The sequence below is a fragment of the Agaribacterium sp. ZY112 genome (genome assembly GCF_041346925.1).
GTDB lineage: Bacteria > Pseudomonadota > Gammaproteobacteria > Pseudomonadales > Cellvibrionaceae > Agaribacterium.
On the sequence record NZ_CP166840.1, the window covers coordinates 399,804 to 414,581 of the forward strand.

A 14,778-nucleotide genomic window follows, 5' to 3' on the forward strand; every position below is an offset into this window, starting at 1 on the left:
ATATGCAAAGATGCATGGGATCAGGCTGGGTGAGTTTAAGTGATGGAGGTGAGTCTTCGCCGTCTAATCTTTTCTAGGATCTGCTATGTGAGCATGGTCTAGACCATTTCAGAAACTGTTGGTTAGTTTTGTACGACGTTTAATCAAGATAACCGCTTCAATAATAAGGCAATGGTAGCTGTGAGTAATTACAGGAAACATTGCTAACATTTAACTATTCGGTCTGGCCCATTTTCTTTCTTTAGCGTTATATTTCCAACATCTGCTCTTATCAATCATCTCATTAGGAGGGTTTAAAATACATACACCATGAGTGCGGAATGATTGACCTCTATTTTCAATATAGACAGAGCCTAGATAACTTAAGGTGTGTATATTATCTGTGTTCACATGAACTGTAAGGTGTTCATCTATACTTCTAGATCGATTTTCATCTTTTCCTAAATACCAGGGTTTTATTACTTCCACTAGGTCTTTTCTGTATTTATATTTATTTGAAGTATTGATGTATTCAAGGATGATCACACCTAGTTCAACACTTTTCGCGTCAATAAAGTCATTATTATTGAGTTGCAAGAAGGTGTAATGGCCGATAGCTTTATCTAACTTGACTTGATCGAGTGAGGAGGACCATATCATTGGGTGCTGCCAGTTATTCAGAAATAAAATGAAATCCTTTTCTGGAATTCCCAAGTCTTTAAATGCCCAACAATAAAGAAGAATAAGAAGTTTGTTTTGTAGAGTTTTTTCATAGTTCAGATTGTCTTTGTGCTTTGTCAACGGCGTGTCACCGTGGGCGATCTTATCCCTCAGCTTCTTTAAGTGATTGAGGTCATCACTGGAAAGATTTAACACTCCAACAAACTTATCGCTCATACTGTTTAATGTAAAGTCAAAGGATGATTTAAACGAACAAAATCTTGTGTTTTTTAGTTGGTTTATTTGATTTCTTATACTATCTATGACATGTGAGTTCAGGCATATATCATCGTCACATTCGGCGTATTCTATTACTGTGTTCCGTAATTGCTTTTTAAGTTTTGAGAACTTTCTGCTCGATATTCTCTCATCAGTATTTAATGAGAAAACATTTGTGTATTTATCGATAAGTGATACACAAGCTAGTAGCTCATATTCCCAGTACAAGGAGAAAGATGATAGCCCAGGTAGTCTGGACCATATATTTATAAAATTATCTTTGTTGTTTTCAAATGCATTCTTGAAAATGACATTCCATCTATCCCCTGAAAATAGATAAGCTGGAGGAGTAAGGCAACTATCTTGATTTTCTATAGGTTGCGATTTTTCCTGAAAATTGCAGAAGTACATAGGTAACTTTTTATTGCCGACCACCTCTAAACAGTGTTCAATGTGAAGAGGGTATCCAATTAGGATCGACAGTAAATTCTTAATCATATGAATATAATTAATGACACTCTTGTAAGAAAACGGCGTATCCGTTGCATCGATAGCGATAGTTGTTTTTTGGGTGATAATAAAATCGCCCTGCCTCCTTTCCTCTTTAAGCCAATGGTTCTCAGAGTAAACTGAGATTCTACCGAGGTCGTCGTCGGTTATTGACGTGTTAAATTTATTGGTATTTAGGTGCTTGGTTATTTTATCTTCACCTATTTGAGTGTGTTTACTATTGTCGAACCACTGTGATATCCCTTGAAGGGATATCTTTATCGTTTTAAACATCCCTGTATGAAAATCAGATTTTATGATCATGCTTGGGTATATGCTGCTAAGGCTATACATAGTGCAGCCTAAAAGTGTATACCATGTTTCATTATGAGAGCATGCATACAATACATCATCAAAAGTTACCTCCTTAGTTATTGGTTCGTTAAAATTAAGCACTGGCAACTTATTGTTTCTTATAATAATTTCACCTTTACCAATAAAGGTTTTATTTTTAGTGTAAATTAAAACAGCTACATTGAGATCGTGACTAAGACCAAATATATCTCTAAACATTATTGATTCCGGGTTTAGTTTCTAGTGAATCACTGAATCAGTACGAAGCGGATATAACTTTCGGTTCTTTGCGAAGTATTGATTAACTGTGCCGAATTAAAGTTGCATGTGATAGGTAAAATCAAATATTAGCTTCTAATTTTTTGGTAATAGTTTGTTTAAAAGAGTTGAATATTTTTTTGCAAATATCCTCGCTCCTCTCTTTATATCGCTCTTTGATTCTGTCTTTGCACCCTACCATGATGTTTTCGCACTCAAATTTTAACCCTAAATTTTTGCAAAAGTATTCAGTTTCTTTAGACATGACTTCAATAGTGCAAGCCAGATGAAGTAAACCGTGTTGAGAAGCTGAGTTCCATAAAAATTTTGGTGAGTATTGAAGCATTGCAATAGCCTTTGCTATTTTATGTAGCGCAGGGAGTGGGTTGACTGGAATATAGTCAAGTCTTGATGTTATGCGGTCGGGATACCTATACCATAAAAACTCATCTACAATAGAAAAGTCAATAAGGCTCTTTCTTGGAGTGAATGCATCTGAAGGTATGGAGCTTAGTTTTCCAGGAAGTTCGGTGTTTATAAAAACTCGAGCTCCCTTTCCGGATGACTCTAATTGAACTGCTTCAGTTGCGGCTCCTCCACATATAAACATCCCTAGTTTTGTGTTAATTTTATCAGGCTCTACAATCTGTCCATATGCTAGACCACCTCTACATAGAATCCCTGCAAGGATGCATTCCCACATTAGCTCTCTTGCGGCATTAACGACTAAATTTGGATTTTCAGACCATATGAAGGCGCAATCGGATAATTGAGCTACTTTTATTCCTTTATTTATTGCCGTTAGGCCTATAAGAACTCTTCTGAATTTAAGAAGTATTTTTGCACAGAAATGATGTTGAGAATGCTTGTCCTGAAACTTGAATCGGTGAGCAGAATAATCCACATCTGAAATTCTGATTTCACCTTTCGTTAATGCTCCAACCCCAAGAATGTCTATAAAAAAAACTGCCCCGCTATATTCTTTCAATGTTCCCTCGACGTCACTTATTAGTCTATCTTTTTTTATAAGGAGATTGCTATAGCTAGATAAAAAGCTGGCTTTGTTTGTAGGTTAGGGTGTCTTTATTATTTATTCTAGTAGATTTGCATCTGCGCTCGCCCTTGCATCCTCTAACTTCAATTTCACCTTGATCTATTGCGGTTTGTAGTGCCTCCTTTATCTCGCTTGATGATGCTGGAGTGAGGCTTCCATATTGGTCAAGAAGGTCGCTAAAGATGATTGGCCCTGAAGTATCGTAGATTATTTTAGGTATTTCTGTACTTAGTTTGTCTATACATCGTTTTTTGGTTTCATCTGATAGTATTTTATGGTCTGAAAATTCAAATGAACTCTGACCTGGCGTTTCGTAGGCCCTATAACCAATCTGGAAGAACCCCTCATTGAGGTAATGTGAAAACTCCATCGTGTCATTTGCATGATCCCAGTGAATCTTCATCATTACATCACGTGCGATATATTTTTTCGATAAGTGTACTAACCAATATGGAGATGAATCCCCTCGTTTCCCACTGATAAAAAATAGGGTCATGTGTGGTGCGCCAGATGCAGCTTTTATTGCTGCCGCTAGCTGTTCTTGAATTAATGAGTGCCAATGTCCAGTGTCTTTCCACTCCTGAATTCGATCCCAGGCAATATGAGATTCTAGGTTAATGTTTCTCATGCTGGTTCTCATATTCTGTGTATTTGAGATGTATCGCTGTAATGAATCGTAATTAAATGTGAGTATTACTTCAGGATCAGTTAGTTCATTGAAAATAGACGCAACTGAATTAAGGGGAACATCTTTGTAGGCATATTGATCAAGCAAAAATATTGCTCGTTGTGTGCGGGGATTTTTTCTTATGATTTGTTTAATTATGCCGGGTAAGGATCGATGAAACTCATTGTTGTGACAGTGAATTGTTGACCCTAAAGCGCTGTTGAATGTAGAATTTTTTATTTCATGGGTTAGGTAGTTAGTACTTTCAAGGGATTTCTCAACGAAATAAAAATTACAGTTTATCGTTCTGGTTTTTTTCCTCTCGATATTGACTCGTACAATAGCTTCTTCAAGTGTTTTTAGTGCGAGAAAGGGGGAGCCGTCAACCATACTTCCAGTATGCAGATCTATATATTTACCACCTCCAGCAAACCCATCAACCAAGTGCAAGTCCAGTCTTTCAATTTGGACACGCTGAAAATAGATGTCGATATACTGCTTTAGGTATGTTGTTGTAATTTTATGTTTTGTTTGGCTGTGCTCATCCAGACTTGGCGGTGGGGAGCCTATTTGCCATTGATATTTATCTTCTTGCGTCCCCATTATAATTCCCTTTACTTTGTATGGTTGTTTATCCTGCCATGAAAGGTATGTGAATCCAAGTAGTAAACGTGTAATTTAAAGTCTCATTTGTCATAGGTTGATAGCAGGTATCATGTCCCATGTAACACCTTCTAATAATCGACCATTCGCAGCTTTGGATCTTTTAATACCATCCTGCCCCCAAGCCCCCCACTGCTTAAAGAAAAAATCTACATTTTTAGAGTCACACTGATCGCGTAATTGAAGAACCCACTTTTTTTCCATGGGTCTTGCCTTTTTCCCTGATTCACCGCCGACAATAACCCAGTGGATGCCTTTGAGGCGTATTTGCCCTAGCTCTTCAAGTAACGGTTCAATTGATAAGAACCGTGTTTTTGCTTTTATTGCTTGTAGCTCAGCGATACGAGGTCGGCCGTATTTTCTATCTTCCACTGAGACACCAAGCCAAGCATTGTCAGGAACTCTTCTAGACTCGAAATACTCCCTCATCCGTCCTGCTCTTTTTGTAAGTATTTGGTATACGTGCTGGGGGGTTTGGTTGATGGTTTTCATGACTCTATCAATGAAGCTGAAGGGGACTTTTTCATGGAAAAGGTCGCTCATAGAATTCACAAAATACATTGTTGGTTTTTTACGAGATAAGGGTTGCTGAAGCCTATCTTCCATTAAGGAGATTTTAGAGAAACCGCCCTCATACCCTACTGTACCCATGGCCTGAAGTCTCTTAGCCATTGTCTCTGCGTAACAGTGTTTGCAGCCTGGTGATACCTTAGTGCAGCCTGTTACGGGATTCCAGGTTTGTTCTGTCCATTCGATTTTACTTTTTGTGGCCATCAGACTTTCCTGTATAGGTATACATACATCTTAATGAGTTTTGACAGGTAAAACTATATCAAATAGTATTCGTATATTCTACATTAAGCGAATATACGAATACAGTGATCGATAAAAGCGCCTTGCAATCTGCTGTTAAAAAGCATTTGAGCGAGAAATCTATCCGGCAGGAAGATTTAGCAAAAGATTCGGGTGTAAGTCAGGCTGTGGTCTCAAGGGCATTTAGGGCCGACTGGAAACACTATAGCCCCAAGCTCCGCCGCCTTGGTGAGCATGTTTGCGTAGAGCGCAGCACTGCAGACCCAAGAGAAAGCAAGATGTTGATGGATGCTTTGGGGCGCTTATGGGATGGCACTCCAGAAAGAGAGAAATTGCTGGCAGAATTATTATTAAATGTAGGTCAGCTTTGGGAGGCGGGGTAGATCACTCGATCATTATTAGGCAGTCGTCGGGGTACGTTAATGCTCTACGTGGTTTGTTTAGTGTTCGTTTTACTGATACAGCTAGCTCGCCTTTATTTTCAATAACTTTGAGCCCATTTGCCTTCACGTGCCCTCGATGAAACTCTGTTGAATCTGAGTCAATATACTCCAATATCTCCTTGATGCTAACGAAGCCTCTATCTTTAAGGTAGGAAATTAAAATTTCTTGAAGCGGCTCAAAATTGGGTTTTTCTATATTTATATTTAGCTGCGGGTTGTTTTCAGAGCGGAATGCAAAATCTCCCTTTGGCACAACCTTCCATATGGCCTCCTTTATTTTTTGGCTTCCGAGTATATTTTGAGTAGCAAAGAAAACTCCGTATTTTAGTTTATTGCCATTATATAGATCGAAATGAACTACCTGCTTAGCGCAGCTTTCTTTTAGCTTGTTTTTATAAAGCTTATAGAGCTCTTTTTTTCTAGCCTCTTTATCATCTATCTGTGAGTGCTTCTGCCAATCAGTGCAGCCAAACAACATGTTAAGAGAGGACTCAAATTCTGGCTGTTTTTTAAACCTATTAATAAATTCGTACATGAGAGATATATACACCTCTGTGCGAGGGAATGACATTATTTTTGTTATAGCGTTGAGCGGGGTTTGGTTTACTCCGAAAGGGTCTATCATGATAAAGCAAGGATTCCCCAAGAGGCCCTCTTGAGCTGGAATGATATGTTTATCGGTTGCCTTTTCAAAGGTCTCACAAAAGAAATCTATTCGTATATTTGGGGGTATGTCATCTATTTCTGCAAAGACTTTCGCTTGTAGATGTTCTAGACGGGCTTTATCACAATCGATAAATATGTAGCGTATTTTTGTTGATTGAACTTTACTGTGAGTGTGCTCAATGACAGCCTTTAATGCAACCAATGGAGAGCCGTCTTCACCAGTTTTATATTCCCCAGGGCCCGCAAACCCATCAACAAAAAGCAATTGGTCAAATCTGTTGGATAGTATCCCGAACCAAGCATTTAAATAAACTCTTAACACAAGATGCTTTCCGGCTGTGTGGCCATCCATTGGCCATAGTTTTCGTTTTGTTGGCATTTTTATATTATTGATTAAGTTTTATGCAAAAAATAATTATTTAAGCTGAAGCCACTAGGGAGCAGGGAGCGCCCTCCTCAGCTTCTTTAAGTTGCAGTAAGAGCAAGAACAAAATGATTTATATTCACACTCTTTCGACGTACGTTGACAATGCACTTTAAGACGTGCCTACAGGATACAAAGTTTATACATTAAAACATAATTATCACAATAATTTAGAGTTCAACTAATACATTCTCACAAGTTGAATCTAAAATTGCTTTTGGGTTTTGTTCAAAATCATGTCTATCTTTTGCGTAGAAAGATACACATTTTGTTAAATAATCGCTTAGCTTTCTATCAGTGATATACTTGCTAGACTTAATCACTTCAGTTTCTCGACCACTAAGCGCCTCATGTAAAAAATAAGTCCAGATCCCATGCCTCAACTCATCGCAAGAATAAGAACTTTGTCCTGGCTGGCAAGATAGAAATGTAGCAAAATGAGGGTGGTCACTTTTAAACAATTGAAAGTCGTCACCATCTAAATCTGATATCAATGCTCTTTCTCCATCATCTTTAAAACTTTTAGCGCAAGCATCGATAAATACCAAGCCAGATTTACATTTCGAATTCAACAAGGGGTCAAGTAAAATCTTACGCAGAGAAACTGCTGTTTCAGCTACATTATTAATATGAGTATCATATGTTGAAAGATAATTTGTCGTACCGTTATGAAACCCATGTCCAACGTAATAAAAAACCAGACGATCATTCTCTGATAAAGAATGAAATAGACCACTTAACCCATATTCCAAATCACTCTTCAGTGCGTTTTCATTAATATACATATAGATATCATTTTCATCAACTTCAAACTGCTTAAGAAGTATTTCTTTAAATAATAAGGCATCTTCTTCTGCATACTTTACAGACTGAACTTGGCCGGACCCTCTCGGCTTGTAATTTTCGATTCCAATAATAATAGCTACGGTTTTTTCGTAACCTGAAACAGCTAAAGATTCTATAGCACAAGAAAAATCATCGCCCTCAACTCTTGTTTGGCAGCCGTCCCTAATATATTTTTGACCTCTAATTAGCAACTCTTCATTTGACTTTTTGACCTTAATGATAAAAATACGTTTCCCCCCTAGATCAACCCAATTGTAAGTAATGGCTGGTAACGGAGAAATCATCTTCATAGCTTCCCTTGTGATCTCATCCATTCTAAAATCCGTACTCAAACCTAAAAGCTGATTCTCAGTTCCATTTTTGGTTATGCCATACACCAACTCTCCGCCTTCAGTATTAGCAAATGAAGAAATAGTCTGAGCAATTTTGTATGGAGATGAAGGAACTGGATCAAATTCAAAATCAACTGTTTTCTTCTTTTTGACAAATTCTTCGAATTCTTGGTCTTCAAACTTAAAGTTTGCTATCGGAATTCTATTAATTTTGGTCATCCTCAACAGATGGCCAATCGTTACTCTTTGAGGTACATTCGTACCATCCACACACCAAAACTCAGAATCAACATATTCAAGAACATCAAATTCTGAAGTGTAATATAGAAGTACCGCATCATTATCTGATGGCCGAGCAACGACGGTTATATCTCTCCCATTCTTAGTTACACCACCAATGATACTAGGGGCTATTTCGTAGTGATTTGCGCAGTCATATTCATGCAGTTTATCTAAAAATTCAATAACACGACTCACAGCCCTTGAGATCAACCCCTCTACAAATACGAGCTTTTGATAATCAGAAGTAGAAATATGAAAAAAGTCCGGTGATGTACCATTACTAATAGCCGTTTTAACTTCATCAAAAGTTTTAACCACTTTGTCCGAAGATTGTATTTTTGTACTATAAAACTCATTGATGATTTTATCATCTCTTAAGGTGACATCTACCGGAAAAGCAATACTCTCTTGCTCAAAGCACTCTTTAATTTCACAAGTTTCAGAGCGCAAAAGAAAGGTAAGTTTTTTATCATGCCCAATCAAACCAAAGTATCGACAAAGTACGCTAGGAAGTTGCAGAAATACCTTATTACTCTCCCATGGTTTAGTTACAAATAGCTTGCTCCCATCAAGGTGAACATTGACGCTCTTAGAAAAACCTAGATCTTTATATGTTATTTGAATCGCTTCTGCTTCATAAATACCCAACAAAGAAAACCTATCATCCAGCAATTTTAATGAGGTTAAAGTGTCAGGGTCATCATTTTCATTCTCAACCCAAGCCTTAAAGAATGGAAGCGAGCTTTCTAGTCTTGCAATGAGCTCCTTCCCATCTTCACTTTTATAGGATTCAAGCCTAAAATCACTCTGCCGTAGAATGGTGATCTTAAATGCATTCAGAAACACAACAATATTGCTATGTTGTTTATTCTCAGCACCAATATTTAAAAACTCATAATACCCCTGAAATACTGCATCATTACCATCTATGAAATATTTTGTAGACGTACATTTTGAAAACTGATTTTTAGTATTCAGTAGTAGTCCTGAACAAGACCATTCCGAAATAACCTCTAGATCCATCTCCCCCCAATTACCACTCAAATCCAATAGCTGCCTGTATATTAATTGAACCCTATTAATGTTACTTTCTTTAACCTTTTCATTTACTGATAAATCAGAAGATATTTCACTAAGCAACTCTAAGTAGTCTGACAGCTCAAGCTTAGATCTAAATTTAAAAAATGATCTCCAATCGTCAGATAACTCAACACCGTCAAAAACAGGCAAGTATTCGCCAGCTAAATCTTTTATTTCATCTGTATTGAGTAATACTTCAGATGAGCGTTTGCACTCTTTCGTTGCTACAGGTATTACACATAAGCTCTTAATAACCCATTGGGTATAGTTTTCTACTAAATCTCCTGTAGTTCGGCCTAGTTTTCTAGAATTACCCCAAAATGTTGTGGCAGGACTTGAGAGTTCTGAAGAAGAGTGGTTATTGATTACGTCGTGCCAGTATTGTTTCGATAATGGATGATTATTTATGGTTTGGTGGATGAAGCGTAGAACTATGAGATTTTTATATTCATCACCAGTAAAAGTTGATAGGAAAGGCTTGAATTTTTTGTCATCTTCGTTGAAGTAGCCCTCTCTAAATCCATTAGCTACTAATACGGTCTTACATGACTTTTTTTCATGAGTGACCAAAGATATGCCATCAGACACCTTTAAGAACTTAAAAAATCTTTTCCATTCATCTTTATCCCTGGAATTGTCCATGTACATTTTGCTTACAAAAACGTCTTCTCCTAATACGGACTCAATCTCTAAGCGAGGAGAATAGGAACTAGAAAGAATGCATTTCTTTGCAGCTACAAGGCTCCCGTTGTTTGTAAGTAGCTTCAAATCAGAGAGCTGGGCGAGTATATTTGAATTAAGTTCGTCTTTTTTATATAGATTGAAGAGGTCTCGTATTGCTTGGATAGCATTTTTTCTATTTATATAGATTTCTGAGTTTGGGATTATTGTTTTAGTAATGAAGCTGACATCAGTTTTTTCAACAACACCGAGCTGCTCTATCCATGCCCTCATATCTGGGACTGATGAGATCCATTTTTGTATATCTATATGTAAGAATGCTAGCTCACCGCCTGGATCATCCCAGTTGTTGTCATCTGCAGTAGGGAAATATATTTCTGTTGGTTTGTTTAACCTATTTCTATGGTCGAAAATAAATGGCAGCCCCCTAAGAATTTCATCTGACACTCCGCCAATTGAATCATTTAAAGACAATGATTTTAAGTGCTTTATTAGTTCTATGTTTTTATTTATCGAATGAAGGCAGGAAAAGCTCTTAGACTTTAATAGCTTAGGTAAGTCTTTCCATTCAAAGCTTTCAGCTCCTAGTGATTTTATTCGACCTCCAAACCCATGATTTATCATAAAGTACTTAGAGTGGATCACTCTTGCACCGTCAAGATCACTTAAAGCCTTTTTTATTGATTTTTCGCCAACAAATTGTTTCTCAGACAGATATGTAAAGTCAACAATAGTGTCCGAGACTTTTACTAAACCGTCGTTTTTTGTTAAAACAAATTCCACAGTATTTATGGCATCATTGACGCCTTCATTAAAGTGCCGGCCCAGTTCGTCAGCTATCACTTCTCGTGGGATTAATCTATAAGCTTGGAACTTTTCTTCACCTACTACCAGTATTGATATCCATTTAAATATCTCAATCGCAATATTTTTAAACAACCATTGATTCCATTTAGAATCGACATGAAGATGCTCACGGTTTGCATTGGTCAAAAAGCTAGTGTTTACCAGTACGGGAAATTGATATTTTGTTTCGTCTGTAGGCAAATAGGAATATATTAATTTTTCACTTGCTTCCAGTTCCGCAACACCATCTTCACCAATTTTTGCAGCTAAAGTTAGCTCAATATTATTAGCAGTCAACAATTTTTCTGGTATATTTCTTTCATATTCTAGATCAGAAGTAAGCTCTGGCGGGACATCAAGAACTATTGTATTTACCAACCACCTTGCAACAACCTCCCCATTGGTTATTAACTTGACACCACTATTTTCCGATCGATTTATTTCTATTTTGTAGAGTCCATTTACTTCAAAATTTATTTCATCAATATTCTTTAAAAAAAGGAACATATCAACATTTTCTGAAAGTTCCTGTACCGCTTGAAATGTACCTCTAGTGTCATCTAGCTTTATTATTGTGGCAACCTTAGCATTTATGGATTGGAGATATTGATGAATTGGAGTTAAAACATCCCCATGTTCCGTATATATAGGTATTATCTGCCAAGGGGGAATGAATTCACGGTTATTGTTTCTCTCCCAATCTTCTTTTTTTTCACCCCATTGCCAAGTAAAAGGAAAGAACGAATCAAATCTAAAATATTCATCGTTTGTGTAAACTGTGACCTCTTTAGACTGACCAAATACTGACTTAAACCCGATGCCTTTATAGCCGGTTTTGCTGGCATCACCTTTCTTTGTACCATTGTTTACATTACACAGACCTCTTACGTCCCTTTCATTAAAAGCTTTACCTGAGTGGGCTACAATTAATGTCTCACCAATTCTTTTTATCCAAACTTTTACCGTCGAGCCCTGCTCTGGTGAGTCGTCAGCATTCTGTAAAAGTTCATAGATAAACCGCTTAGAATCAGTATATAAATCTGTTGATAGTGCTTCCAGAGAACTAGCTTGGTTTGTAGCTTGATCAGGAGTCGTATAGTTTGTATTGTCGTAGAACAATTTTTCAACAACATTTTTTATAGACATATTAGATCCTAGAAAAAGAGGTTAAGTAAAACGTTGCGCATTTATCGACACATTAATCAGCCATGAAGGCTACTTCCAACGTTTGTTTTGGGTCGAATAGTGCCCATAGAAACCAGCAATATTAAGTACAAAGGGCATAACACAGAGGAGCTATAATGCTTTATCTTACCCACATTCCAAACAGACATACACCCTTGAACAAAGGCAAGCTAGTGTACCAAAAACCACCTCTAAAGCTTAAGGTGCTCTGTGCCATCCGTATCTGCCTCAAGCTAGCTAAAAAGTCATAGATTTGGCTCTATTTAACCTGACCTTCGACAGTAAGCTTCAGAGTTACGACACGATAAAGCTCCAGATAAGAGATTTCACACATGGCAACCAAATATCAAACATTCCATAGTTCTCCACCAAAAAATGTAGCAGACGGTACAATTCGAAATCACAGAGTAACCACGTAACAAACAGAGGGAATGGATCGATAAATCCGGGCAAAAAAGAGACGATTACCTATTTAAAAACCCAGTTAGTAACTCCCTCATATCACCACTTGCCATTATCCTCATCTTGTAGAAATGTGGATTACGGAGATCGGGCTCAATCCTACTGAATACTGAACTCACTCATTGAGGTGTGCACCAAAGCTACGCTGATATACCGACGCACAAAGAACTTACGTGCCATTCAGATACAGCTCAGGCCACTAAGCTCGAAACCACAGCTCGTTACTTGGGAATAGAAGTGGATGATGCGCTAGAGTTGGCAGAGAATGCTTAAGTGTGATTTCAGTCTGACTGGTATACGCCTAGAAATAGACGATAACCGGCCACAAGCGGCACTCCATCAATTGGAAACGTGTGCTAGGTTTTCACACCGTCTGCACGATAGACGGACATACCCCCACTGAATACAAGCAATTCAATTAACTTCAGATGTGGATTCGAGATTTTCTGTTTGGCTCACGATGCATTTCCCATGAATCGCCTTAATTACTTTTTAAACTTCTCTAGTTGACCTACGACCCTGTTGGCATTCTCTACCGAAGTATGACTTTTTAATTTTGACTGGGGCGCCACTAGATTGGAGATCAATGTACTCTCGCTGCGAGAGAAGCCTCGTGTTCTTTATTGGCTCCGGTTTCGTGTGCGCTATTTTGTTTTTCATAGATAATGCGAATCTTAACTTTTGGGCTACATGATTAAAACTCAGACTTCCAGTCAATGCCTAAGACTCAAAAGATGTTAAGTCTTTGTTGAAAGTTAACCCTGTTAACTCGGTACTCTCGATTAAAGTTTTGAACGTATCCGAGCAATACATAATTCCGCGCTGGGTATAATCAGTGGTAAACACCAATTGATCACTCTCTACACCCTCTTTAAAGTGTATTTCACTGACATCAAAATACACGCCGGATTCAAACGATGCTTTACTTCGGCAGTGATCGACATCAACAACATTTAGGCAATTAAATACATGCCAAGGAGTACCGTCGATTGTTATAGGCAGAAATTCACCATAGGGGGTAAGTATTCCATTTAAGGCCTCGTAGGCTTTCTCAGAAAGAACTAACCAGCGGCTACGATCCCATACAGCAATATCTGGTGTAATATTTTCATCTGAAATCGAATCCATCCATGTTGCGGAGCAGTCACTCCACTTTCCATCAAAGCTACCGCCTTTAGTTGTTATTACTTCGAACTCATCCCAGTCCATGTATCGTTCGACTGAATCAAATAGATCAAGCTCGCTCAGGTCGAACTGTTTGTATGCTTCAGAGTTGAAGTGTATTCGATAGATCATGGTGCTAACCCGAATTTTTTATTGTAGGCATCTGTAGTTACACTCAAAGGTTGTCGGCCATACTTAAGCTCATTTCGAATGAAAATTAGTTTATTCCGGATATGTTGTTCTGAAGGTTGGCCTATCACTTCATCTCTAACCCATTCTTCATATTTCTTAGTATGAATTCTACTATGAGGAGGGCATTTCGGCATTGCCCAATGACCTCGGTCATCATCAGTCATTGGCATCCAAACACCATTATCTGGGTCATTTATACGTATATTGTATTTCGCTAGGTGTAACCTAACCCTCTTAGTATCAGCCAGCTTACCCTTTCCCTCAACAATGTGGTGTGCACTATAACGTGGACTAGGCTGAGCTCGTCCCGCGAGTCGCAAATTTGTTTCAAGGGTATCGGTTGGGTGGTGAGCTTCTTTGTCCATCGCCCTCAGTTTCTGAGGTGTCTTAAGGTCACTAAATTCATTGCGGTAGTTCTCTAATTGCTCTTCCACAGATACTAGCGCCATTAAGCGACTGAATTCGCGATCTAGCTGACTCTTTGCAGTCTTTAGCTCACCTAGACGGCTTTTTCGTTGCGCCTCAGTTTCATTCTCAGGCTTTGCCTTCCGGCAGTAAAAGTCCTTACATTTTCTCTCGTATTCGTAAATTGACAGATCTAGGGGAGATAGCTCCCAGACCTCCGGAGTTACTCGCCTACCGTGATCGTATTCCATTTTCCACATGTCCTTTGCATTACATACGTTATTTTTCATTCTTTATTGTTAATTGTCGAGGATCTCCCATGCTTTTCATTTCACTATTTATCAGCTACATGTGGTACTTCAAAAAATATATGAATATAGATCCGATAAACCTTTATCTCTAACGCAAAATAGGCGCCATTTACAACGGTAATTGGAAATGGATATTGAGAATCACTAGCATCTCCCCCCTTAACGCTATCGACTAACCATTTGATCAATCGACTAGAGGAATGCGTGACAGTTTTGACTCATGCTACGCTTATAATATGCGTG

9 protein-coding genes are annotated in these 14,778 nt (G+C 38.1%); 1 reads left to right on the forward strand and 8 read right to left on the reverse strand.

The annotated features are described in order from the left end of the window. Nucleotides 1-210: 210 nt before the first annotated feature. The 4 genes from AB1S55_RS01760 to AB1S55_RS01775 form a co-directional block, all read right to left on the reverse strand. Nucleotides 211-1,980 (reverse strand): HEPN domain-containing protein, encoded by a 1,770-nt coding sequence (locus AB1S55_RS01760; RefSeq protein WP_370980062.1) that lies wholly within the window; start codon nt 1,978-1,980, stop codon nt 211-213. A gap of 121 nt (nt 1,981-2,101) precedes the next feature. After that, a complete protein-coding gene (locus AB1S55_RS01765; protein ID WP_370980064.1) occupies nt 2,102-3,007 on the reverse strand; it encodes a hypothetical protein in 906 nt (301 codons plus the stop codon). A gap of 55 nt (nt 3,008-3,062) precedes the next feature. After that, nucleotides 3,063-4,343 (reverse strand): three-Cys-motif partner protein TcmP, encoded by a 1,281-nt coding sequence (locus AB1S55_RS01770; RefSeq protein WP_370980065.1) that lies wholly within the window; start codon nt 4,341-4,343, stop codon nt 3,063-3,065. A gap of 90 nt (nt 4,344-4,433) precedes the next feature. Beyond that, nucleotides 4,434-5,177 carry a phage Gp37/Gp68 family protein gene (locus tag AB1S55_RS01775; RefSeq protein WP_370980066.1) on the reverse strand — a complete coding sequence of 248 codons (744 nt, stop codon included), beginning with the start codon at nt 5,175-5,177 and terminating at the stop codon, nt 4,434-4,436. A gap of 104 nt (nt 5,178-5,281) precedes the next feature. Between AB1S55_RS01775 and AB1S55_RS01780 the strand changes: the two genes are divergently transcribed. Beyond that, on the forward strand, nt 5,282-5,599 hold the full coding sequence (locus tag AB1S55_RS01780; protein ID WP_370980067.1) for a hypothetical protein: 318 nt from the start codon (nt 5,282-5,284) through the stop codon (nt 5,597-5,599). 1 nt (nt 5,600) lies between these two features. Here AB1S55_RS01780 and tcmP read toward each other — a convergent pair whose 3' ends face one another. The 4 genes from tcmP to AB1S55_RS01800 all read right to left on the reverse strand — a co-directional run bounded on the left by tcmP (nt 5,601) and on the right by AB1S55_RS01800 (nt 14,514). Continuing rightward, nucleotides 5,601-6,704, reverse strand: coding sequence for a three-Cys-motif partner protein TcmP (gene tcmP / locus AB1S55_RS01785; RefSeq protein ID WP_370980068.1), 1,104 nt, complete (start codon nt 6,702-6,704; stop codon nt 5,601-5,603). 215 nt (nt 6,705-6,919) lie between these two features. Then, complete coding sequence (locus tag AB1S55_RS01790) at nt 6,920-11,962, reverse strand: sacsin N-terminal ATP-binding-like domain-containing protein (protein ID WP_370980069.1); 5,043 nt, start codon at nt 11,960-11,962, stop codon at nt 6,920-6,922. 1,221 nt (nt 11,963-13,183) lie between these two features. Then, a complete protein-coding gene (locus AB1S55_RS01795; RefSeq protein ID WP_370980070.1) occupies nt 13,184-13,759 on the reverse strand; it encodes a hypothetical protein in 576 nt (191 codons plus the stop codon). Continuing rightward, the gene (locus AB1S55_RS01800; RefSeq protein WP_370980071.1) at nt 13,756-14,514 is read right to left on the reverse strand and encodes an AHH domain-containing protein; all 759 of its coding nucleotides are present in this window, start codon (nt 14,512-14,514) and stop codon (nt 13,756-13,758) included. Before AB1S55_RS01800 ends, AB1S55_RS01795 begins: the two co-directional genes overlap by 4 nt. Between the last annotated feature and the right edge of the window lie 264 nt (nt 14,515-14,778).

Excerpts from the sequence above, each read along its gene's own strand:
- AB1S55_RS01800 (WP_370980071.1), bottom strand. The coding sequence starts at position 14,514 with ATGAAAAATAACGTATGTAATGCAAAGGACATGTGGAAAATGGAATAC.
- AB1S55_RS01790 (WP_370980069.1), bottom strand. The coding sequence starts at position 11,962 with ATGTCTATAAAAAATGTTGTTGAAAAATTGTTCTACGACAATACAAAC.
- AB1S55_RS01760 (WP_370980062.1), bottom strand. The coding sequence starts at position 1,980 with ATGTTTAGAGATATATTTGGTCTTAGTCACGATCTCAATGTAGCTGTT.
- tcmP (WP_370980068.1), bottom strand. The coding sequence starts at position 6,704 with ATGCCAACAAAACGAAAACTATGGCCAATGGATGGCCACACAGCCGGA.
- AB1S55_RS01795 (WP_370980070.1), bottom strand. The coding sequence starts at position 13,759 with ATGATCTATCGAATACACTTCAACTCTGAAGCATACAAACAGTTCGAC.
- AB1S55_RS01775 (WP_370980066.1), bottom strand. The coding sequence starts at position 5,177 with ATGGCCACAAAAAGTAAAATCGAATGGACAGAACAAACCTGGAATCCC.
- AB1S55_RS01770 (WP_370980065.1), bottom strand. The coding sequence starts at position 4,343 with ATGGGGACGCAAGAAGATAAATATCAATGGCAAATAGGCTCCCCACCG.